Genomic DNA, 21,513 nt, shown 5'->3' with positions numbered 1-21,513 from the left:
CATGGCGTACCAGCGGCTGGAGGCCGACGTCGTCGTCGTGGGCGGGGGACCGGTCGGGCTGATGCTCGCCGGTGAACTCCGCCTCGGCCGCGCCGACGTCGTCGTACTGGAGACCCGCGAGGCCCCGACGACCGAGTCGCGGGCCTCGACCCTGCACGCCCGCACCATGGAGATCCTCGACAGCCGGGGCCTGCTCGAGGCCTTCGGCACCCCGCCGTGCGAGGTGCGCGGGCACTTCGGCGGCATCCCGCTGGACCTCACCCTGCCCAGCACCCACCCCGGGCAGTGGAAGGTCCCGCAGACCGAGACGGAACGCCTGCTGCAGGACTGGGCGGTAGGTCTGGGCGCGCGTATCGAGCGGCGCCACACCCTGCGCGCCCTGCGCACCACCGGCGAGGGCGTGGAGGCGGTGGCCGCCGGTCCCGGCGGGCCGGTACGGATCCGGGCGGCGTACCTGGTGGGCTGCGACGGCGAGAACTCGACCGTACGCCGTCTGCTGGGCGCCGACTTCCCCGGCGAGGACGCGCACCGCGAGCTGCTGCGCGCCGACGTCGCCGGCATCGACGTACCCAACCGGCGTTTCCAGCGCCTGGAACGTGGCATGGCGGTGGCCGCACGGCGCGGCGACGGCGTCACCCGCGTGATGGTGCACGAGTTCGGCCGCGAGGCCCAACCACGCACCGGAGAACCGGACTTCGCGGAGGTGTGCGAGGTCTGGCAGCGAGTGACGGGGGAGGACATCACGTCCGGAACGCCGCTGTGGGTGAACTCCTTCGGTGACGCGAACCGCCAACTGTCCGCCTACCGACACGACCGTGTCCTGTTCGCCGGCGACGCCGCCCACCGCCAGATGCCGATCGGCGGCCAAGCCCTCAACCTGGGCCTCCAGGACGCGGTGAACCTCGGCTGGAAACTGGCCGCGGTGGCCACCGGCAGGACCCCGGCGGACTTGCTCGACACCTACCACGCCGAACGCCACGAGGTGGGCCGCAGAGTCCTCGCCAACATCAAGGTCCAGTCCCAGCTTCTCCTGGGCGGCCCGGAATCCAACTCCACCAGGGCCCTGTTCGCCGAACTCCTGCCCTCCGAGAAGGTCCGCACCCACCTGGCGTCGATGATCGCGGGCCTGGATATCAGCTACGGCGACCAGGGCGTACGCCTGCCACGCACCACCCTGACGACGGGCGACCGCCAGTGCACGACAACGGAGTTGCTGCAGCAGGCCCGCCCCCTGCTCCTCCTCCTGACCCCGAAGGCGACGCCCTTCGGAGAGCAGGCGACCGCCTGGTCGGACTACGTCACCACACTCACCGCCACAGCCGACCTCCCCGGCACGGACGCCCTCCTGCTCCGCCCCGACGGCCACATCGCCTGGACGTCCCCGAGCGACACGCCCTTGCCGGAGGCCCTGACCCACTGGTTCGGCCCGCCCACGACGGAACGCCCCACAGCCGACGACGTACGGACGCCGCGTCCCGTACCAGCGCCCGAGTCCAAAGCCGCCGCACTCGCCACCAGCGAATTGGCAGTAGCCACCCCGCTCTCCACCTCCGAACCGGCAGCCGCCCACGGCGATCGGGCGCCGACGACCGTGCCCGCACCCGAATCCGTAGCCGCCCCACCCCCCGCCCCCGAACCGGCAGCCGCCGACGGCGATTCCGCCCCACAGGGGCCACCCGCACCCGAATCAACAAGCCGCACGGGCGGTGCGGGTGGGACCCCCAAGGCCGACGGCGAAGCCGAGGCCGCCAATGACTCCCCGAAGGGTGACCCCATGAACACGAAAGACCACGCGCACGAGCGCTACGACGTGGCCATCCTCGGCGCGGGCATGGCCGGCGGCATGCTCGGCGCGGTCCTCGCCCGCAACGGCGTGAAGGTGCTCCTCATCGACGCCGGCACCCACCCCCGCTTCGCCGTCGGCGAGTCCACGATCCCGTACACCTCCGCCATGACCCGTATCGTCGGCGAACGCTACGAGGTCCCCGAGATCGTGCACATGGCGAGCTTCCGCGGCATCCAGGACCACGTCTCCCCGATGAGCGGCCGCAAGCAGAACTTCGGCTTCGTCTACCACCGCGAGGGGCAGGACCAGAACCCCGACGAGATCAACCAGCTGGTCGTCCCGGAGTGGCAGCGCACCGAGAGCCACCTGTTCCGGCAGGACACCGACGCCTACCTGTTCCACCTGGCCGTCCGCTACGGCGCGACCCCGCTGCTCGGCACCCGGATCACCGACATCGAGACGGGCCCCGACGGCGCGGTGCTGCGCTCGGACCGCGGCGTGGAGTACCGGGCCGAGTACCTGGTCGACGGCAGCGGTTTCCGTTCCCCGGTCGCCGAGGCGTTCGGTCTGCGCGAGGAGCCCACCCGCGCCCGCCACCACTCCCGCACCCTGTTCACGCACATGGTCGGCGTCACCCCCTACGACGACGCCCCGTCCGCCGCCGGGCACCAGCAGCCCAGCCCCTGGCACCACGGCACCCTGCACCACGTCTTCGACGGCGGCTGGCTGTGGGTCATCCCCTTCGACAACCACGACGGCGCGATCAGCCCGCTGTGCAGCGTGGGACTCACGTTCGACGAGCGGAAGTTCCCCAAGTCCCAGGACCTCACCCCGCAGCAGGAGTTCGACGAGTTCCTGGCCCGCTTCCCGCAGATCGCCGAGCAGTTCACCGACGCCCGCGCGGTGCGCCCCTGGGTCGCCACGGGCCGTCTGCAGTACTCCTCCTCCAGCACGGTCGGCGAGCGGTACTGCCTGACCGCGCACGCCGCCGGCTTCATCGACGCGCTGTACTCGCGTGGCCTGACCAACACGCTGGAGGTCGTCAACTCCCTGGCGTGGCGGCTGATCGAGGCCTCCCGGGACGGCGACTGGTCCACCGAGCGCTTCGAGTACATCGACCGGCTCCAGCAGGGCCTGTACGACGTCCACGACGACCTCGTCTACAGCTCGTTCGTCGGCTTCAAGCACTACGACCTGTGGAACGCGGTCACGCGGGTGTGGGAGTCGACGAGCATCATGCCGACGATGACCGTCGAGCGGGCGTACCGCCGCTTCATGGAGAACCGCGACGAGCAGATCCTCAAGGACCTGGAGCAGACCACGACCCCCGGTCTGCCGGCGCCGGTCGGTGAGGACATCAGTTCCCTGCTCACCTTGACCCGCAGCACCTGCCAGGCCGTCGAGGCCGGGGGGCTGGAGCCGGGGGAGGCCGCCGAGCTGCTCTTCGAGCAGTTGCGGGAGTCGAAGTTCCTGCCGGAGCCGTTCGCGCTCGGCGACCCGGACAACAAGTGCTTCGAGGCGACGCCGGAACTGCTCGGCCAGGCCCTGGACTGGGGCCGTACGAAGGCGCCGGAGCACATCGCCGGACTGTTCGGCTGACCACCACTCACGAGTAGGGGAGAGGAGAGACCATGGACGCCGACGTCATCATCGTCGGGGCCGGCCCGACCGGTCTGATGCTCGCCGGGGAACTGCGCCTGGGCGGCGCCCACGTCGTCGTGGTGGAACGCCTGGAGCAGCCCACCGGCCAGTCCCGCGGGCTCGGCTTCACCGCACGCGCCATGGAGGTCTTCGAACAGCGCGGCCTGCTGCCGCGGTTCGGGGACCTGGAGAAGGCCCCCATGGGTCACTTCGGCGGCGTGCAGTTCGACTACACCGTCCTTCAGGACGCCCACTTCGGTGCGCGTGGTGTGCCGCAGTCGCACACCGAGGACGTGCTGGAGCGGTGGGCGATCTCGCTGGACGCGGACATCCGGCGCGGCTGGGAGTTCCTCGAGCTCGACGAGAAGGGCGACCACGTCGAGATCACCGTCGCCACCCCGCAGGGCGTCCAGCGCCTCACCGCCGCCTACCTGGTGGGCTGCGGCGGCGGCAGCAGCCCCGTGCGGCGGGCGGCCGGGTTCTCCTTCCCCGGCACGGACGCCACCCGCACCATGTACCTCGCCGACGTCGCCGGCTGCGACCTGCGCCCGCGCTTCCTCGGCGAGCGCCTGCCGGGCGGCATGGTGATGGCGGCCCCGCTCGGTGACGGTGTGGACCGCATCATCGTCGTCCCCGACGTCGAGCCCGGCCGTGAACGGGAGCGGTCGGTGAGCTTCACGGAGGTCGCCGACGCCTGGCAGGACATCACCGGCGAGGACATCAGCGCCGGCACCGCCCACTGGGTCAGCTCGTTCACGGATGCCACCCGGCAGGTCACCGAGTACCGGCGCGGCCGCATCCTGCTCGCCGGGGACGCGGCGCACGTCCATCTCCCGGCGGGCGGGCAGGGGTTGAGCACCGGCGTCCAGGACGCCGCCAACCTCGGCTGGAAGCTGGCCGCCGAGGTCCGCGGCCGCGCGCCCATCGGGCTGCTCGACACCTACCACAGCGAGCGCCACGCGGCCGGTGCCCGGCTGCTGATGAACACCCACGCGCAGGGCATGCTCTTCGTCGGCGGCCCCGAGATGAGCCCGCTGCGCGAGCTGATGGGCGAGCTCATCCAGTACGACGACGTCAAACGGCACCTGTCCGGTCTGGTCTCCGGCCTGGACGTCCGCTACGACGTCGGCGAGGGCACCCACCCCCTGCTGGGCCGGCGCCTGCCCCCGCGCACCCTGACCGGCGCCGAGGGCCCCGTCACCACGATGGAACTCCTGCACCCGGGCCGCGGCGTCCTGCTCGACCTCGCCGACGACCCGGCCCTGCGGGAGGCGGCGGCCCCCTGGCGGGACCGGGTGACGACGGTGACGGCCCGCCCGCAGGACACCGAACCCGTCCTGACGGCCACCACCGCCCTCCTGGTCCGCCCCGACGGCTACATCGCCTGGGCCACCGGCACCACGGCGGACCCGGCCGCACTGCGCGCCGCACTGCACCGCTGGTTCGGCGAAGCGGAGGACAGCACATCGGGGAGCACGGCGTGAGCGTGGACCTTCCACCAACGGGCGGGGCGTGCACGGCAGTTGACGCCCCGCCCGCCGCCGGGCCCCGCCGCGTCACGCTGGACGCGGCGGGCCTGCGCCTCTCGGCGCTGCTCGCCACCCCGCCCGGCGGCGCGCCCCGGGCCACCGTCCTCGCCCTGCACGGCGGCGGCATGACCGCCGGCTACTTCGACGGCCGGGCCCACCCCGGCCAGTCGCTGCTCACGCTCGGCGCCCGACTGGGCTACACGGTCCTCGCCCTGGACCGCCCGGGCTACGGCGCCTCCACCCCCGACCTGCCGACGGGCCAGACCCTCGCCGAGCAGTCGGCCACGGTCCGCACGGCCCTCGCCCAGTACGCGGCCACGCACGACCTGGGCGCGGGTGTGTTCGTCGTCGGCCACTCCTACGGCGGCAAACTCGCCCTGACCTGCGCCGCGGACGGCCTCCCGGCACCCCTGCTGGGCGTGGACGTCTCAGGGCTGGGCCACCGGCTGGCCGTGCCGGCCCACGATCTGCCCTCGGCCGGCGGCCAGGGCCACTGGAAACACAACTGGGGCGCCCTGCGCCTGTATCCGCCCGACACGTTCCGCACCTGCCCCGTCGCGCCCATGCCCGAGCGGGAACGCGCCGAAGTACGGTCCTGGCCCGCCCGGTTCGCGTCCGTTGCCGCCCGGGTCCGGGTGCCCGTCCGGTTCACGTTCGCCGAGTACGAGAAGTGGTGGCGCCACGACGAGCACGCGCTGGCCGAACTGGCCGGACTGCTGCCGCGCGCACCCCGCGTCCTGGTGGAACGCCTGCCGCAGGCCGGCCACAACATCAGCCTCGGCTGGACCGCCCACACCTACCACCTGCGCGCCCTCGCCTTCCTCGAGGAGTGCCTCGCCGGACACGCGGTCACCGGCACCACCGTGCCGCTGCCCGCGGCCGCCTGACAGCCCAACCCCCCACCCACACGCACCACCACCCCGCCCCGCGCCCCCCTCGACGGAAGCGACACGTCCATGAACCACACCAGCACCCCGCTGTTCGTACGGCCACCCGCACCGTCCGCGCTGCGCGCCATGGACCTCGACGCCCGCACCCGGACGATCGTGTCCTGGCTCTGCCGGGAACTGGCCCACGTCCTCGACGTGCCGCCGGCCCACCGGGTGGGCCCCGACCGGCCGTTGCGCGCCCTCGGCGTGGACTCCCTGACGGCGCTGTGCCTCAAGCGCCGCCTGGAGGACGAGCTCGACGTCCGGATCAAGACGCACGACCTGCTGCGTGACGACACGGTCGGCGAGATCGCCGCCCTGCTGGCCGTATCGGTGGCCGTGCCCGCCTACGGGACGGCGCGATGAGCCCAGTGCGCTCCACCGCCCCACTCCTGCGCACCGCCCCCCGGCTGAGTGTCGACACACACCAGATCCACCTGTGGGTGATCGGCACCGAATGGGCGGGCGACCACCCCGAGCACATGGTCACCAGTGAACTGGACGACCGTGAACGAGAACGGGCGGCGGCGTTCGTCCGCCCCCTGGACCGTCTCACCTACCTGATGGCGCACATCGCGCTGCGCCGCCTGCTGTCCGCCTACACCGGCATCCCGCCCGCCGAACTCCCGCTGGGCCGGGACACCTGCCCGTGCTGCGGCGGCCCGCACGGCCGCCCCGTCCTGCACGGCACGGGGCTGCACTTCTCCCTCTCCCACAGTCACGGCATCGCCCTGATCAGCATCGCGGGCGCGCCTTTGGGGGTGGATGTCCAGCGGGTGCCGACGCTGGAGACGGTCGAACTGTGTCTGCCGGAACTGCACCCGGAGGAACAGCGGGAACTGCGGGCGTTGCCCGACGCCGAACAGCCCCTGGCCTTCGGCCGGTTGTGGACCCGCAAGGAGGCCTACTTCAAGGGCCTGGGCACCGGTCTGGGCCGCGAACTGAACTCGGACTACCTGGGCGAGCGCACCGGCCCGGACGCTCCCGCCCGCCCGAGGGGCTGGCGCGTCGAGAACATGCCGAGCTGTCCCGCGCACGTGGCCGCCGTCGCCATCGCGGCCCCCGCCGGCACTGCCGGGCCCGACATCCTCGCCCGCCGGCTGCCGACCGAGTGCCTCTACACCGACGACGCCACCGAACGGATCGCCGCCGAGCGGCAGGTCTGCCCCACCTGGGAGTGATGGCCATGCACACCACACCGTCCACCGCGGCGACGCTGGAACTGAAGGAGATCAAGGACCGTATCCTCGCGGGCCCCGATCCCGCCGCCACCGAACGTCAGCACGCCAAGGGCAAGCTGACGGCCCACGAACGCATCGCGCTCCTCCTCGACAAGGGCAGTTTCACCGAGATCGAGGCCCTGCGCCGGCACCGGGCCACCGGTTTCGGCCTGGAGGACAAGCGGCCCTACACCGACGGAGTCATCACCGGCTGGGGCACGGTCGACGGCCGCACGGTCTTCGTCTACGCCCATGACTTCCGGATCTTCGGCGGCGCGCTGGGCGAGGCCCACGCCACCAAGATCCACAAGATCATGGACATGGCCATCGCGGCCGGCGCCCCCCTGATCTCCCTGAACGACGGCGCGGGCGCCCGCATCCAGGAAGGCGTCTCGGCGCTGGCCGGCTACGGCGGCATCTTCCGCCGCAACACCCTGGCGTCCGGCGTCATCCCGCAGATCTCCGTGATGCTCGGCCCGTGCGCGGGCGGCGCCGCCTACTCACCCGCCCTGACGGACTTCGTCTTCACGGTCCGCGAGATCTCCCAGATGTTCATCACGGGCCCCGACGTCGTCAAGGCGGTGACGGGCGAGGAGATCTCCCAGAACGGCCTGGGCGGCGCAGACGTCCACGCCGCCACCTCCGGCGTGGCGCACTTCGTCTACGACGACGAGGAGACCTGCATCGCCGAGGTCCGCTACCTGGTCTCGATGCTGCCGTCCAACAACCGGGAACTCCCCCCGGAGACCCTCACCGAGGACCCCGCCGACCGCAGCTGCCCCGCCCTCCTGGACACGGTCCCCGCGGACGGCAACCGCTCCTACGACATCCGCACCGTCATCGAGGAACTGGTCGACGACGGCGAGTACATGGAGGTCCACGCGGCCTGGGCCCCCAACATCGTGTGCGCCTTCGCCCGCCTGGACGGCCGCACGGTCGGCATCGTCGCCAACCAGCCCGCCGCCATGGCCGGCGTCCTGGACATCAAGGCCAGCGAGAAGGGCGCACGCTTCGTCCAGTTCTGCGACGCCTTCAACATCCCCCTGGTCACCCTCGTCGACGTCCCCGGCTTCCTGCCCGGCGTCGACCAGGAACACGAGGGCATCATCCGCCGCGGCGCCAAACTCCTGTACGCCTACTGCAACGCCACCGTCCCCCGCGTCTCGGTGGTGCTCCGCAAGGCGTACGGCGGCGCGTACATCGTCATGGACTCCCGCTCGATCGGCGCCGACGTGGCGTTGGCCTGGCCGACGAACGAGATAGCGGTGATGGGTGCGGAAGGCGCCGCGAACGTGGTCTTCCGCCGGGAGATAGCGGAGTCCGACAACCCGGAGGAGACGCGCGCCCAGAAGATCGACGAGTACAAGCGGAACCTGGTCCACCCCTATTACGCGGCGGAGCGCGGCTTGGTGGACGACGTCATCGACCCGGCGGACACCCGCTTGTCACTCATCAGTGCCCTGAGGATGCTCGCTGCGAAGGACGCGTCCCTGCCCCGCCGTAAGCACGGCACGCCACCCCAGTGAAAGGCCACCGATGTCACCTCTCGAGCTGAAGATCGAGCGAGGCAACCCGACCCCGGAAGAGCTGGCCGCAGTGATAGCCGTCCTGCACCAGCGCCTGATGAGCGCCCCGCCCCATGCCACCACGGAGGGCCGCCGACCACCCACCGCGGCCCGCTGGCACCGCCAGCAGCCCACCCCGTTCCAGCCCCGAGCCTGGCGCAGCATCCAGTTCCAGCGAGCGGCCTGACCCGCACGCCTCACTAGAGAAGGGCTCGAAGATGTCTATAACGCAGGACGAGGCCGGCTTGGAAACCCTCTACGGCCAACTGCGGCTCCTCAACGACCGCCTGGAGCTCACCCAGCTCTGCGACCGCTACGTCCACCACCTCGACAAGGACCGCGGCAGCGACGCCTGGCTCGACAAGATCTTCACCGAGGACGTCCATCTGTCGTTCCCCTTCGGCGAGTTCAAGGGCCTGGAAGGCCTGGTCGGCTTCCAGCAGATGGCCCGTACGACCTTCGCCCGCACCCACCACATCAGCGCCAACCACACCGTCGAGCTGGACGGCGACGAGGCCCGCGTGGCCGCCCACCTGATGGCGGTCCACGTCCGCCGGGCCGACGAGCCGGCGGCGGACTTCACCATCGGCGGCCACTACGAGGCCGAAGCCCGCCGCACCCCGCACGGCTGGCGCATCCACCGCTTCGTCTTCGACCTGGTCTGGCAGTCGGGCGAGGCCCCGCAAGCCAAGGCGGAAGCCGCCTGAAAACTCGACCAGGACTCGACCACGTCTGTGGAAGGCTGGCGGAGTGAGTGACTGAGCGCCCCACCACCCCGCAGCCGCCCTGGAGTTGTGAATGAAGCAAGGTCCGCTGTTCTCGATCGCCCGCTGGATCGGCCTGATCTTCGGCGGAGTCTTCACGGGCTTCCTGGTCTGCGTCATGGTCCTGGAGACCTCCCTGCGCGACTACGACGCCAAGGTCTACGCCCAGGTCCGCCAGGTAGAACTCGACAACCTGGACACCCTGGCCTCCGCCACCCTGATCCCCACGATCATCGCCACAGCGATCCTGGTCTTCGGCGCCTGGAAGGCAAAGGGGAAAGACCTCTACCTCCCCCTGGCAGCCCTGGCCCTGCTCCTCCTGATCCTGATCCTGACGATCGCGGTGAACCTCCCGATCAACGCGGACCAGAAGGACTGGACGGTCACGTCCCCGCCGTCCGACTGGGCCGACGTGAGGGACAAGTGGCAGACGTCCCACGCGGTACGCACGGTCGCCGCACTGGTCGCCTTCGCCCTCCTGTCCGTCTCCGCGATCACGCACCGGGTCACCGGCACGGCCTCCGCCGCACCCGCCCCGGCCCCGCTCTCCACCCGCTCCTAACCCTCTCCGCTCCCACACAGCCGAACGCGCCCGGCCCACCAGCAGCAGCTGGTGGGCCGGGCGCGTTCGCGTAGGCCACCACACTGACGACAGACGAAGAAGGACACGAATGACTGCCTACGTCATAGCCGAAGCCGAACTCAACGGCGACGGCGACCCACAGATGGTCGCCACCTACAGCGCCAAACTGGTCTCCACCATCGAGCCCCACGGCGGCCGCTACCTGGTCCGCGGCGCCCCCTGGCAGATCCTGGAGGGCGAGAGCAAGGCCTTCACCGGCGTCATCGAGTTCCCGGACGCCGAAGCGGCCCAGCGCTGGTACGACTCTCCCGCCTACCAGGAGATCGTCCCCCTGCGCGTCCGCAACACCAAGGGCAGGATCCTGATCTTCGAAGGCGTGCAGGCCGCCTGACCCCACCTGCGTCCAAGGCTCCCGCTGCGCCGGATCTCCCGGCGAAGCGGGAGCCTTTTTGCGTTCCCGAACAGCTACGCCGCGCCGACCTCGAGCAACTGCGCGTGCCCATGCCCGAGACCCCTGACATCTGTCAGGACCCTTCCCGCCCGCACCCTCCTACCGTTTCGCACAAACGCCCCTGTCATCCCGGCCGCAAGGAGCGCCATGCATCCGCGCACCCCAACGGCGCAAGACAGCGTGGACGGCACCTGCACGGGCCCGAGGATGGCCACCACGCACGACGACGGCACGCCACACCCCCACTCGATCGACAACCTCCCGGACTGCCGACCGACCACCGCCTGCTGCGCCACGCCTTCATCCGCATCCGGTCCCCGTGACCAGCGCTGACCCGCACTGACCGGCACTGATCGGCAGCGGAAGGGCTTCATCAGGTGGCCCTGTTCCCCCCTCGACAAGGAGTTCTTGATGCGTAAAGCCGTACTCGGCTTGTTCCTGGCGCTGACGGCAGTGCTCGCGACAGCACCGTCTGCCAACGCCTCCGCGCCGTCCGGCCCCCGGCCCGCGATCGCAGCCAAGAGCGAAGGCGACGTCTCCATCCAGCGCACCTTCACTACCTGGGCCACGAACGTGAACGTGCGCCACAACAACGCCAGCCTCACCACCTGCGGCATGTCACCGTCCACCACCAACTGCCCGAACATCCGCGGCCAGGTGAACCCGGGCGACTCCTTCGAGGTCTGGTGCCAGATGGTCGGCAGCCAGACAGTGGGCGGCAACCCGTACTGGGTCTACATCATCACGCCCAACTTCGACGGCTGGATGGCCAGTTACTACATCGACTACCCGGACAACGTGCTCCCGGACACCCGATCCTGCTAACGCCTGCCACATCGCGATGAGCTGACCAGAACGCGAGCACCTCGCACAAACGCTCGGCCGGGACCCCCCAGCCGAGCGTTTCGCGTGACCGGCTGTCGAGACCGGCGACAACGGCATACGGCTCTGGTGCAGCTTTGGGTGACAGGGTTGACCTGCCCCCGCAGATCCGTCACATCAGGGCTTGTGCATCACGCTGACGGTGGCGGTGATGCCCGTGCTGGCGATGACGCCTGCTGCCGCCGCGCTGGCTTCAGGCTGGTGGGGTGCCAGCGCGATGATCAGCACGGCGCAGGTGAGTGAGCTGACGGCGATGAGAAGCGCGACAACCGCTACAGGCCAGGTCAGTTGTCCCGTGCGGGCGGCCTCGTCAGGTTCGGTTTCTCGCGGTGGTGGCAGAGATGATGGGTGAGCGCTCATGGCGCCTCCGTGAGGGTGAGGGAGGAATCAAGTCCTCCCGGTGGAGAGAGAAGCACCGGTGGCAGCCGGCATATTCTTTTCTTTTCCATTTGTGCGGTGCGTAAATCTCTTCAACCCTGCGTGCAGAAGCACTGGGGGGCGCATTTCGGGACACTTGTTCGCTCCCCGAAAGAGCGTCTTGGTGATTCATGAACTGCAGTGAGGAAATTGATTCGCTGCACAACACAAATGACCCCGGAGGCAACATCCGGGGTCATTTGCTGTACATGTAACAAAGGTGCCCTGCTGCCACAGGAGTACCCACCTATGCTTCTCTCGTCCGCCAGCGGCTTCACCTCGCCACGCCGGCGGCCACCTTCACTCGCTAGCTTCCCCGAGAATGCCACGTGGCAAACCGGCTGATGGAGTATTCGCTGATCGCATTACATCGTGGTGTCTACCGCGTGGTCTCACGCTGCCGTTGGCGTTATGGTCTACGCCTATTTGTGCTGTGCCCGTTCTGGCGGGTCTGGACGTACTTGCTGCTGGATAGGGGCAGCCGATGTCGCGTCGGGCCCCGCCCCGCCCGGCGCGACACGTCCGTCCGGCCCTCGGTCACGCGAGGCCCCGAGGCGGTAGCGTCTGCGCTACGGCACGCTCCTAAGCGCGGAGTTTGCCCGGGGCAGCAGGGATGGATCATAATTCCCCCCCCAGTCATGACTGAGCACGGAGGAATACGTGGTCGAGCCCGAAAACCCATGGCGCAAGAGCTCACACAGTGAGTCCGGTGCCTGCATCGAAGTGGTCATGGGTCATAGATCGATGGTGCGGGACTCGAAAGACCCCGGACTGGGATTTTTGACGTTCAGCGGTTCCGCGTGGATCCAGTTCGTTGGCAGCGTGCGAAATCGTCCTGTGCCGCGTACTTAACTGTTCGCAGATCCGGCCGATATGGGACCGAAGAGAACCTCTTCGTTTATCGGCTTGGAATCGTCGCTTTCTTCTATATTGCTGAATGCGTCCAGATAGTCTGCCGGCTCTACGGCCTTGGGTGAAGCGGCCCGCTCGCTGATCAGCGTCTCGCCGGCCGGGCTTTCCAGGTAGACGATGAGGTCGCCACCACCCGGCTCGATCTCGAAGAGCTGATAGGGCCTGCGGAAGGATGGGTAGACCCCGACCGAGAATGGCACGTAGAGGATCGTCACGTTGGGCTTCTCGTTCACGCTGAGTAGCGCTTCGAACTGTTGGCGCATAATGGCCTCGCCGCCGATCATGCGCCGCAGTACTGCCTCGTCGATGATGAAGAAGAATTCTGCTTCATCATCGACGAGGACCCTTTGGCGTTGCATACGTAAGTCCACCCGTAACTCCAGCGCTCTGAGGTCTCCGTCGTTCTGCAGTCCCTTGAGGAGAGCGCGGGCGTATTCTTCGGTCTGTAGCAGGCCGGGTATCACGTTGCGTTCGTAATTTCGCACGACCCGGGCGACTTCCTCGTATGCGACAAACGTCTCGAGCGCAGGCGTCATGATCTCCTTATAGGCGGCGTACCACGACGGCCGTCGGGCTGCCTTGGCCAGTTCGACCAGCTCCTGGCTCTCCTCCGTGTCCAACCCGTAGCGCGCTACCAAGCCCCGTGTGTCCGCCACGCTGACCGCGATCTTTCCGTTCTCGATGCGAATGACTTTCGATGGCGACCAGTCGAAGTATCGGGCCACCTCTATCTGGGTCATTCCTGCTGTCTCACGCGCCTTCTTCAGTCGCTCTCGCAACCTCTGCCGAAGAAACATCGGGTTGTCCTGACGCGCCACAGAAACGCCCCCAATCCGTCGTTCCTCCGGGCCACGGCGCGGCTCGCACCCACCTGCTCGAACCAGCGGTAGCGGACCGACACCCTGCTTTATGACAGCATGCCCACCATGCTATGGCGGCCGTCCACAACATGACATGCCACATGGCAGAATTCGCCCTCCCATCCGGGAACCTGGCGATGTCGTCGGTATGCCCGGCGCATCTCCTCAAGCGGTGGACCCGGAGATCCCGGTTTCGCTTGACCCGTCCGTGCGGAGACGGCCGAGGGTGAGGAAGAGCCGCCGTCGCCGCGGGGACGACGACCATGGCTATGCGCCAAACATCCGAGATGGCAGTCCCTTCAGTCCCTCAACTACGGCTGGTCGGCCGGGGTCTGGAGGTCTTGAGCCGAGGAGCGTCATGGAATGACGCCGACAGCGCGAGTGCCGGTCAGCCACGTGGGGAACTCGTTCAGCAGCCGGTCGTACAGCAGTTGATCGTCAACGGCCTGAGGATCGCGGCCGACGTGGAAGAAGCCCGCGTTGTCGACGACGCGGGTAGCCGGGACGGCCAGGGTGTCGAGCTTGCGTAGGAACGCGAACTCGTTGTCGTCGAGGTCCCGGCTTGGCCGGTGAACGATGCCGTGAGCCTGGACGGCGTAGCCTCCCTCAGCGCAAGCCTGAAAGGCTGCCCAGCGGTCAGCGCGTCTGCCAGCAGACGGCGGTGATGGTCAGGCAGGTTGGGCAGTTTCACGCGGCGGCCGCCAACCGCAGGGGCGCGAAGCGGGCCTCCCACACGGTGCGTGCACCGCGGCCCAGCATTTTGCGCAGCACTGGCCAGTGCGCGATCAGCTGCGCGGCGTCGAGGTAGCGGACGTAATCCTCATGTTTGCCATTCAGGAGGACGATCCGGTACATGGCGAGCAGCAGTTTCTCATCACTGAGATCAAATGTGTGCAGCCCCGACCACGCCAGGTGGAGCGGGAGGGAGGCAGTGCCCTCGGTGGGGCCGCCGAGTTCAGCCAAGTCGTCGGGCAACTGTTCCGGGGCCGGCGCCCAGCGAGACGCTCCGGTGGCGCCCAACGCCTCTCCGCTCATGTCTTCGTCTTCCTGCCGAATTCATGGGGCAGACCGGTGACAAGGCGGAGCCCCACATAAGCGAGCCTAGCCGGGGACGGCACGCTGTGGCTGATCGTCTTCATGGGAGCAGCCACCTGCGCCGCACTCGCCCTTGGCGGTGGCGCCTGGCTCGCGGGTCTGTCGTGGCGGTGCCGAGGCGGGATCCAGATACTTCGGAGTTCGGCGGTCTGCCATGTCGAGAACGCGCTATCGGCTCCGTCCCAGGGACATCAGCGGCCACCGGCGGCCGCTTGAGGAAGGAGGAGTGATCAGCATGGCGATCCAGCGGATGGACAACGTCGGCATTGTCGTCGAGGACATGGAAGCGGCCATCGCGTTCTTCGTGGAACTCGGTATGGAGCTGGAGGGCAGGGCGGAGGTCAAGGGCCTTGTCGCCGACCAGTGCACCGGCCTCGACGGCGTCCGCTGTGACATCGCGATGGTCCGGACCCCGGACGGTCACAGTCGGCTCGAGCTGGCGAAGTACCGCAGCCCCGCGGTGATCAGCGCCGGGCCGCGCAACCGGCCGCACAACATTCTGGGCACGCACCGCGTCATGTTCGCCGTCGACGACATCGAGGACACCGTGGCCCGCCTGAGCCCTCATGGCGCCGAACTCGTCGGCGAGATGGCCCGGTTCGAGGACAGCTATCTGCTCTGCTACATCCGCGGCCCGGAGGGCATCATCGTCGGACTGGCCGAGCAACTGCGCTGAGCGGTCGGTATGAGGCCTGAAGTCCGATTCGCTGCTTCGTTCGGGGTGAGCGGCAGGCGGCGACGACGCAGGGTGGATCACGGTTGGACCGGTCGCCTTCGACCCGACGGTCTCCCGCCCGATCGACATCTTCGCCGACTCCGCGGAGAAGGCGCTGGGGGCCGCGCCGCGCAGGCTGAAGCACGCGAGCGTGTCTGGCAGTTGGCCGACGGTAAAGCACCCGATACGGACGGACGGTGGCTGTCGATCTCGACGGGGTGCTGCTGCGCGCACTCGGGAACGAGAACATGTAGCCACCGTGACCGTCCGCGAAGGGATCATCGCCACCGTGTTCGCCCGGGTCGGGAACAGAGATGTGCACCTCCCACGTGACGGGAGCCGGTACGGCGGATGACCAGGGCGGCAACGCCGTGATCATCCGGCCGTACGGTAAGTGCTGTCGGTCAGAACCAGCCGGTGCATTCGATGCTGCCGCCCCGGCCGTTGGTGCCGCAGGCGCGCATCAGGAGCCCGGAGTCGTTCCACTGGGTGGTGTACGCGTCGTTGCCCGAGGTGACGGTGGTGTAGCCCAGCATCGGCTGCCAGGTGTTTCCTCCGTCGGCACTGCGGTCCACCCAGATCTCGTCGCCGACCGTGCCCCCGGTGATGCGGCCCCAGGCGCACTCGGTGGTGCCGTTGTAGCGGAGCTCCACGGTACGGCCGAAGACGGTGGTCGACTTGGCCGTCCAGGCACCCGCGGAGTCGGGCTGCGTACCGTCGCCGCAGGACGTGTTGTTCTCCGCGCCGGCCAGAGTTCCGCCAATCGGTGGGAAGTCGCCGCAGGACGGTACGTCCTTGAGCAGCGCCGGCCCCTGGACGAAGAGATTGCTGATCCAGCTGTGGTAGTCCGGCAGATACGACCAGACGTTGTTCACCATGCCGTCGACCGTGGCCCGCTCGCCCACCCGCTGGCACAGCACCCGCACCTCCACGGAGATGCCGTTGCCGTTGGTGAAGTTGATCTGGCTGCCGGTGTTCGAATCCTGCCGCAGATTGGGCTGGCCCCACGTCTTGTGGTACGAACCGCGACCGTCCCACGTCCAGACCATCTGCACGGCGTCGGCGTGCGGACGGAACGCGCCCTGGTAGCGGTCCCAGCGGGCGTCGATGGTGTTGACCTGGATCTTCGCGCCGGATTCGGGCGCCTCGACCATCATTCCGTTGCCGAGGTAGAGCGCGACGTGCGTGGGCCCGGCGCCCTCGGCGCCGAAGTACATGATGTCCCCGGGAAGCAGGACGGCGGACCCCTGGGACTTGAGGAGCTTCGTGTGCGCGTACCCGGGCGCGGCGAAGGTCGCCTGCGTCGTGCGCTCGGTGATGAGGTCCCGGCCGGTCGCCTTGTACCAGGCCCAGCGCACCAGGCCGATGCAGTCGAAGCTCCAGTACGTCGGATCCGCGGCGGTTTCCGGGTACCAGCGGTCGTAGATGCCCTGGCTGGGACCGGGCATGCCCTGCGCGTGACCGCCACCCCAGGCGTACTGCCGCCCGACGTAACGGCACGCGACCTGGACGGCTGCCTGTGCTGCCTGGCTCGCACCGGACTGGAGCGGCGCGCACCCCGTGGCGGCGGCCGCCGGAGTGGCCGAGGCGACGGGCAGGCCGAGACTCACCACCGTCACGAGTGCGGCCAGCAGCAGCCGCACCCGGCGCCCCCATGGCCGCTCACCCCGCCCCGTTCTCCCCGTGCCCCAAGATCTTCGCACTCTGTCCACGGCATTCCCCCTGGTCTCGGTGGTCTCGGTGGTGCCCCGCGAACGTACGCAGTCGCGCTGCCCACCGGGCCCTGACATGTGTCAGGACCTGCCCCGCCACCCGCTCCGTAGGGTCTGCGGTGATCACCCCAATCTCACAGCTGAGGACTCACCTTCCATGCGCACCAAGCTGAGGCGCGCCGCCGCATTGGCCTTCGCCGGCGTGACCGCCGTCGTCGTCGCGACGGGCACCGCACAGGCCAAGCCGGCCGCCGTCTGGGCAGGTTGCCCGTACGGCGCAGTCTGCATCTACCCGCAGAACCAGAATCCGGCCGTGTCTCCGAGCCACATCTACTGGACCTACGGCGCCCACAACCTCAGCAACCAGGTGGGCGACCACTGGGTGCTGAACAACCAGTACGACGGCGCGGTGGTCGAGCTGTGCCTCAGTTACAACGCGAACGACTGCACGTCGTCGATCGCTGCCGGTCACGGCGAGTACCTCGACCTGGGTCCCATCAACTCGCTGCACCTCAGGCCGCACTACAACTAGCCCTGCTGTTCAGCCTCGGCCGTACAGCCAACCCGCTGATCTTGTTTCATCACCAGCGGCCGCTTCTTCGCGCGACGTTGTCCGACACCTCGAAGCGTGAAGAACGGCCGCTCTGCCGTCCCGAGCGGTGTCGTTGGTGTCGGCGTGTGCCGGCGCAGGCTTCCGCCCCCCCTCGTACGACCCTCGCCCGGCCGGGGAAGGTGTCCCAGGTACTGCATGTCTGTGCAGGTCAGAGGGGCTGGGATGGTTCCATGGTGTGCGATCGGCTGTCGGTTGTTGCGGCCGGCGGCTGTGACCGGTGATGCTCTTGGTGTCGCGCCGACCGGGTCCGGACCGACCAGCCGGACTTGCCGCGGTATCCACGTCCACGCAACTCATTCACGGGGGAACACTCATGTCCATGCGTATCCGCACGAGCGCTCTGACCGCACTCGCCATTGCCGCTGTCGCGGCGGGCACGGTCCTTGCGGCACCGGCTGGTGCCGCGCCGAAGGCGACCGTCCCGAAGTTCCTGTCGGCGTCCCAGCTGCCGCCGCACCCGACGTCGTCGTGGACGGCCGGGCCGGTCACCGAAGGGTTCCCGGAGGAACTCGGCACGTGCGTGAGCACGGAAGGCGTGCTCGACTACGACTACCGGCACCGCACGTTCAGGACCGATCTGGACACCGGTGCCGTGCAGTTGACCGTGGTGACGGGCACGGCCGCCCAGGCCAAGGCCCTGGCGAAGCACTACGACGACCTGATCCGCACCTGCGCCGACCGCATCGAGAAGGCCTCGCCCGACATCGAGGCCGAGAGCCGGGACTACGGCAAGCTGAAGGTCGAGGAGGGCGCCCACGTCCGTGGCCTGCACACCGAGACATCCTGGGGCGCGAACGACGTCGACCTGCTGTCCGTCGGGCGGGACGGCAGGACCGTCACCGTCCTGCAGTGGGGACAGATGGGCGACTTCAAGGGCGCTCCCGTGACCGCCTTCAAGAAGACCACGACCACGGCGGTCAACAAGCTGTACTGACGGGGCGTCCGGCGCAAGAGACGGGGGCCGTCCTTTTCCGTCACGGGGGACGGAAAAGGACGGCCCGCCGCGTCTCACGCGTGATCGGAACCCGGCTTTACAGGGCGCCCTCGTAGGCGAGATCGCTCGTTTCGAACTCGGCATCGGTCATCGCCGGACCGCCGAAGAAGCCGTTCATGAGGTCGGCGAGGTCGAGCGTTGTGGCTCCGGCCGGAGCGGTGGGCTTGGTGCCCTCGCGCATCCGCAATGTCAGGCCGAGCTTCTTCACCTTGGCGTTCTCGGCCAGCTTGGCGAGGTCGAGGTCCACCTGGGCCAGCTCGCCGTTCTTGAGTGTGAAGTCGGCTGTCACCTTGGCGTTGGGAGCGTCCTTCAGGTCCTTGTCCGTCGGCAGTTCCATGCCCGTCGGCAGGTCCTTCACCAGGGGCCGGATCTCGCCGAACAGTTCGGTGACCAGCGTGCGGAAGGGGGCCGTGGCGGTGACGTGCTCGGTATCGCCCCCGTCACCGGTCGTCTTGAACTCCACCTCACGGGCGACGACTTCACGGAGGGCCTTGACGAGCTTCTTCTGCGTCTTGGCGCTGAGGGACGGCGCGGGACCACCCTCGGCTTCCTGACCCTCGGCGGCGGCCTTGTTCATCTCCTGGGTGTTGAACTTGACCCACTTGCCCTCAAGGACGTCCTTCATCGCCCCGGCCTCCGGGGGCAGTTCGTCGGCGTCCGGCAAGGGGCTGCCCATCGTCTTGCCCAGGACATCCGTGTCGGCACGGAGGTAGGTGTAGTCGCCGATCACCCGGTACTCGACAAGGTTGCCGTCCGCGGTGCCGACCTTCATGGCCGTGCCGACGAGGTCCTTCTCGCCGGACTTGTCGAGCGCCTTCCTCGACTGCACGGTCACGGTGATCTTCGCGTCGCTGAGCAACTCGGCAACCTCGTCCGGGATCTCCTCACCGGGTTCGGGGTCGGACGCGGCGTCCAGCGCCTTCAAGGACGCGGCGTTGGTGTTCAGGTCGATCTCGAAGGAGAGCGTGTTCTTCTTGCCGAGCTTCTCGAAGGCCTGCTCGAGTTTCCTGCCGGCAGACAGCTGCTCCACCGTTCCACAGGCGGCGGAACCCGCGAGGACGGCACCGACGACGGCGGTGGCGGTCAGGGTCTTGCGTATGGCGTTGATGATGTCTCTCCTCGTGGCTCCGATCACAACGTGACCGCTCAGTAGACTCACCACCCACCCACAGGGTTGCCCTGCCCGCCGCCGCACCTGAGGGGCGTCCGACGCTACGTCCTCGCCGAGACAGCGGAAGCGACCGCAGCTCTGCTGACGGCTGCCACACCGCGGAGAGTTGATTAGGCCGCGAGCACCGTGGACAGCCCTCATCCTCGTCGCCCACTCCGTCGCGTCCTCCAACACGGTCGCGGGGCTACACCCATCCGAGATGCCAGTCCCTCCGGTCCCTCAACTACGGCTGACCCGCCGGAGTTCTGAAGGCCTTCATCCGAGGAGCGTCAAGGAATGACTCCGGCAGCGCGGGCATCGGTCAGCCACGTGGGGAACTCGTTCAGCAGCCGGTCGTACAGCAGTTGATCGTCAACGGCTTGAGGATCGCGGGCGGCAGGAAGAACCCCGCGTTGTCGACGACGCGGGCACCCGGGACGGCCAGGGCGTCGAGCCTGCGCAGGAACGCGAACTCGTTGTCGTCGGGATCACCGAAACCCACGAACTGCCAGAACAGCGGAAGCCGGGCGGCCTGGCACAGGTAGCGCTCGGCAGCGATACGACTCGCTGTCTTGCCGTAGCCGTATGTGAACGTGACGTTTCTTTGCGGCGTCCGCTGTGTCGTGCTCGGTCATCGTGGCGCGGTTGCCGAGCCAGTCGAAGATGAACGACTGGCGGTAGGCCGTCGTACCCGTCGAGCGCAAGCAGCCACCCAGGCCCTTGGTACGTTCGCAGCCGCTCACCCCGCATCCGATGATCCAGTGGCAGACGCTCTGAGCGAGACGGCCCGGCTCCGTTCTCCGGCGCTCGGCGCTGCGAGGGCCAACCTGCGGTGTGTACGCCGGAGCATGGTGCGGGCCATGAAGGGGTGTACGCGCTTGACCGCACCCCAGTAAAGGCGCGCGCGCAGGCCGTCGACCTTCACGGCCGTGCTGAGGGTGACGTAACGCTCATCGATGAGGATCGAGGCGCGGGCCGTCAGACCCGCCGTGTTCACGTTCAGGAGCAGCTCTCCGTCCGCTTGGGCGAGGACCGGGAATGCGTCGCGCAGAATGCCCGTCCAGGCCGCTGGGTCACGCGGCAGGCCCGGCAGGAGTTCCATCCGGTACGCGTCCTCGTAGTCGGTGCGGTTGAGAGAGGTGCGGATCAGCTGGGCTGCCGCCGGTGTGGCGGTGGCTTGGGGCCGGGCCCAGCCGAGCCGGTGGAGCAGCCGCACCCACGGTGACCAGCGCATGGGGCGGGCAACACCGTGGGCCGCCGCGCGCTCGATGTTGTCGAAGATCTCCTCGATCATTGTGTCGTGTATGTGCCGTATGACGCAGGCCCACTGGAGCCGGAGGAGGCCGCGCGCTTCGCACTCGAGGACATGGCGTACGCGGCAGCGTTCGGCGCCGAGCGGCGCGACCGTCAGCTCGTGGTATCCGTCGAGGCCGCCGCCCGACGGGGTGTCGAAGTGGACGCGACGCCCGGGTTCGTACGCCGTGACGTGGTAGCGGATCCGGCCGTGCCCGCCGTCCGCGCCCACGGCGAGCGGTCCGTCGAGGCACATACGCGGCCAGGCCGGTGTCGGGAAGATCGGGTCGTCGGCGGCGGAGAGGCGGTCGAGCAGGGCGCCGACGGCCGCCGCGGGGGCGTCGATCACCCGCTCGTGGACATTGCGTACCGCAGTCATTCCCTACCTCCGTACGCTACCGT

21 protein-coding genes and 2 pseudogenes are annotated in these 21,513 nt (G+C 68.8%); 15 read left to right on the top strand and 8 right to left on the bottom strand.

All coding sequences use genetic code 11. The features are described 5' to 3' along the window. Position 1 precedes the first annotated feature (1 nt). From OG381_RS48650 to OG381_RS48600, 11 genes are all read left to right on the top strand, one after another. Positions 2 to 3,385 carry an FAD-dependent monooxygenase gene (locus tag OG381_RS48650; protein ID WP_327722834.1) on the top strand — a complete coding sequence of 1,128 codons (3,384 nt, stop codon included), beginning with the start codon at positions 2 to 4 and terminating at the stop codon, positions 3,383 to 3,385. 32 nt (positions 3,386 to 3,417) lie between these two features. Further along, on the top strand, positions 3,418 to 4,911 hold the full coding sequence (locus OG381_RS48645; protein WP_327722833.1) for an FAD-dependent monooxygenase: 1,494 nt from the start codon (positions 3,418 to 3,420) through the stop codon (positions 4,909 to 4,911). Between the two features lie 2 nt (positions 4,912 to 4,913). Further along, positions 4,914 to 5,843, top strand: a complete 930-nt coding sequence (locus tag OG381_RS48640) for an alpha/beta hydrolase (RefSeq protein WP_443062083.1) — start codon at positions 4,914 to 4,916, stop codon at positions 5,841 to 5,843. Between the two features lie 69 nt (positions 5,844 to 5,912). After that, positions 5,913 to 6,251 (top strand): acyl carrier protein, encoded by a 339-nt coding sequence (locus OG381_RS48635; RefSeq protein WP_327722832.1) that lies wholly within the window; start codon positions 5,913 to 5,915, stop codon positions 6,249 to 6,251. Further along, positions 6,248 to 7,066, top strand: a complete 819-nt coding sequence (locus OG381_RS48630) for a 4'-phosphopantetheinyl transferase family protein (RefSeq protein ID WP_327722831.1) — start codon at positions 6,248 to 6,250, stop codon at positions 7,064 to 7,066. The genes OG381_RS48635 and OG381_RS48630 overlap by 4 nt, the downstream gene beginning before the upstream one ends. A gap of 5 nt (positions 7,067 to 7,071) precedes the next feature. Beyond that, positions 7,072 to 8,631 carry an acyl-CoA carboxylase subunit beta gene (locus OG381_RS48625; RefSeq protein ID WP_443062078.1) on the top strand — a complete coding sequence of 520 codons (1,560 nt, stop codon included), beginning with the start codon at positions 7,072 to 7,074 and terminating at the stop codon, positions 8,629 to 8,631. 10 nt (positions 8,632 to 8,641) lie between these two features. Next, positions 8,642 to 8,857 carry an acyl-CoA carboxylase subunit epsilon gene (locus OG381_RS48620; protein WP_327722828.1) on the top strand — a complete coding sequence of 72 codons (216 nt, stop codon included), beginning with the start codon at positions 8,642 to 8,644 and terminating at the stop codon, positions 8,855 to 8,857. A gap of 31 nt (positions 8,858 to 8,888) precedes the next feature. Continuing rightward, positions 8,889 to 9,377 carry a nuclear transport factor 2 family protein gene (locus tag OG381_RS48615; protein WP_327722826.1) on the top strand — a complete coding sequence of 163 codons (489 nt, stop codon included), beginning with the start codon at positions 8,889 to 8,891 and terminating at the stop codon, positions 9,375 to 9,377. 91 nt (positions 9,378 to 9,468) lie between these two features. Next, complete coding sequence (locus OG381_RS48610) at positions 9,469 to 9,996, top strand: DUF1772 domain-containing protein (protein ID WP_327722825.1); 528 nt, start codon at positions 9,469 to 9,471, stop codon at positions 9,994 to 9,996. A 109-nt stretch (positions 9,997 to 10,105) separates the two neighbouring features. Continuing rightward, positions 10,106 to 10,408, top strand: a complete 303-nt coding sequence (locus tag OG381_RS48605; RefSeq protein WP_327722824.1) for a DUF1330 domain-containing protein — start codon at positions 10,106 to 10,108, stop codon at positions 10,406 to 10,408. A 471-nt stretch (positions 10,409 to 10,879) separates the two neighbouring features. Then, positions 10,880 to 11,293 (top strand): hypothetical protein, encoded by a 414-nt coding sequence (locus OG381_RS48600; protein ID WP_327722823.1) that lies wholly within the window; start codon positions 10,880 to 10,882, stop codon positions 11,291 to 11,293. A gap of 174 nt (positions 11,294 to 11,467) precedes the next feature. Here OG381_RS48600 and OG381_RS48595 read toward each other — a convergent pair whose 3' ends face one another. Then, a complete protein-coding gene (locus tag OG381_RS48595) occupies positions 11,468 to 11,710 on the bottom strand; it encodes a hypothetical protein (RefSeq protein WP_327722822.1) in 243 nt (80 codons plus the stop codon). Positions 11,711 to 12,427: 717 nt separating this feature from the next. On the opposite strand from OG381_RS48595, the gene OG381_RS48590 reads away from it, so the two are divergent. Continuing rightward, positions 12,428 to 12,619, top strand: a complete 192-nt coding sequence (locus OG381_RS48590) for a DUF397 domain-containing protein (RefSeq protein WP_327722821.1) — start codon at positions 12,428 to 12,430, stop codon at positions 12,617 to 12,619. Here the strand turns inward: OG381_RS48590 and OG381_RS48585 are convergent. From OG381_RS48585 to OG381_RS48575, 3 genes and pseudogenes are all read right to left on the bottom strand, one after another. Next, the gene (locus OG381_RS48585) at positions 12,616 to 13,476 is read right to left on the bottom strand and encodes a helix-turn-helix domain-containing protein (protein WP_327722987.1); all 861 of its coding nucleotides are present in this window, start codon (positions 13,474 to 13,476) and stop codon (positions 12,616 to 12,618) included. The two genes, OG381_RS48590 and OG381_RS48585, sit on opposite strands and share 4 nt — an antisense overlap. A gap of 419 nt (positions 13,477 to 13,895) precedes the next feature. Beyond that, positions 13,896 to 14,096: pseudogene (locus tag OG381_RS48580) on the bottom strand (VWA domain-containing protein); the annotation flags it as partial. Between the two features lie 130 nt (positions 14,097 to 14,226). Beyond that, positions 14,227 to 14,574 (bottom strand): hypothetical protein, encoded by a 348-nt coding sequence (locus tag OG381_RS48575; RefSeq protein WP_327722820.1) that lies wholly within the window; start codon positions 14,572 to 14,574, stop codon positions 14,227 to 14,229. A 295-nt stretch (positions 14,575 to 14,869) separates the two neighbouring features. On the opposite strand from OG381_RS48575, the gene OG381_RS48570 reads away from it, so the two are divergent. Beyond that, the gene (locus OG381_RS48570) at positions 14,870 to 15,310 is read left to right on the top strand and encodes a VOC family protein (RefSeq protein ID WP_327722819.1); all 441 of its coding nucleotides are present in this window, start codon (positions 14,870 to 14,872) and stop codon (positions 15,308 to 15,310) included. A 443-nt stretch (positions 15,311 to 15,753) separates the two neighbouring features. On the opposite strand, the gene OG381_RS48560 is transcribed toward OG381_RS48570, so the two are convergent. Next, positions 15,754 to 16,992: an NlpC/P60 family protein gene (locus OG381_RS48560; protein WP_327722818.1), complete on the bottom strand. Its 1,239-nt coding sequence runs from the start codon at positions 16,990 to 16,992 to the stop codon at positions 15,754 to 15,756. 226 nt (positions 16,993 to 17,218) lie between these two features. Between OG381_RS48560 and OG381_RS48555 the strand changes: the two genes are divergently transcribed. Continuing rightward, a complete protein-coding gene (locus tag OG381_RS48555) occupies positions 17,219 to 17,593 on the top strand; it encodes a hypothetical protein (protein ID WP_327722817.1) in 375 nt (124 codons plus the stop codon). A gap of 394 nt (positions 17,594 to 17,987) precedes the next feature. Beyond that, positions 17,988 to 18,608 carry a hypothetical protein gene (locus OG381_RS48550; protein WP_327722816.1) on the top strand — a complete coding sequence of 207 codons (621 nt, stop codon included), beginning with the start codon at positions 17,988 to 17,990 and terminating at the stop codon, positions 18,606 to 18,608. Positions 18,609 to 18,705: 97 nt separating this feature from the next. Here OG381_RS48550 and OG381_RS48545 read toward each other — a convergent pair whose 3' ends face one another. The 3 genes and pseudogenes from OG381_RS48545 to OG381_RS48535 all read right to left on the bottom strand — a co-directional run bounded on the left by OG381_RS48545 (position 18,706) and on the right by OG381_RS48535 (position 21,490). After that, positions 18,706 to 19,698: a hypothetical protein gene (locus tag OG381_RS48545; protein ID WP_327722986.1), complete on the bottom strand. Its 993-nt coding sequence runs from the start codon at positions 19,696 to 19,698 to the stop codon at positions 18,706 to 18,708. A 410-nt stretch (positions 19,699 to 20,108) separates the two neighbouring features. Next, positions 20,109 to 20,395, bottom strand: a pseudogene (locus OG381_RS48540) (VWA domain-containing protein); the annotation flags it as partial. 162 nt (positions 20,396 to 20,557) lie between these two features. Continuing rightward, positions 20,558 to 21,490, bottom strand: coding sequence for a DUF2867 domain-containing protein (locus OG381_RS48535; protein ID WP_327722815.1), 933 nt, complete (start codon positions 21,488 to 21,490; stop codon positions 20,558 to 20,560). Positions 21,491 to 21,513: the final 23 nt, after the last annotated feature.

It is taken from the genome of Streptomyces sp. NBC_00490 (genome assembly GCF_036013645.1).
In the GTDB taxonomy this organism is placed as follows: Bacteria; Actinomycetota; Actinomycetes; order Streptomycetales; family Streptomycetaceae; genus Streptomyces; species Streptomyces canus_F.
This window is presented reverse-complemented; position numbering and strand designations above follow the sequence as displayed.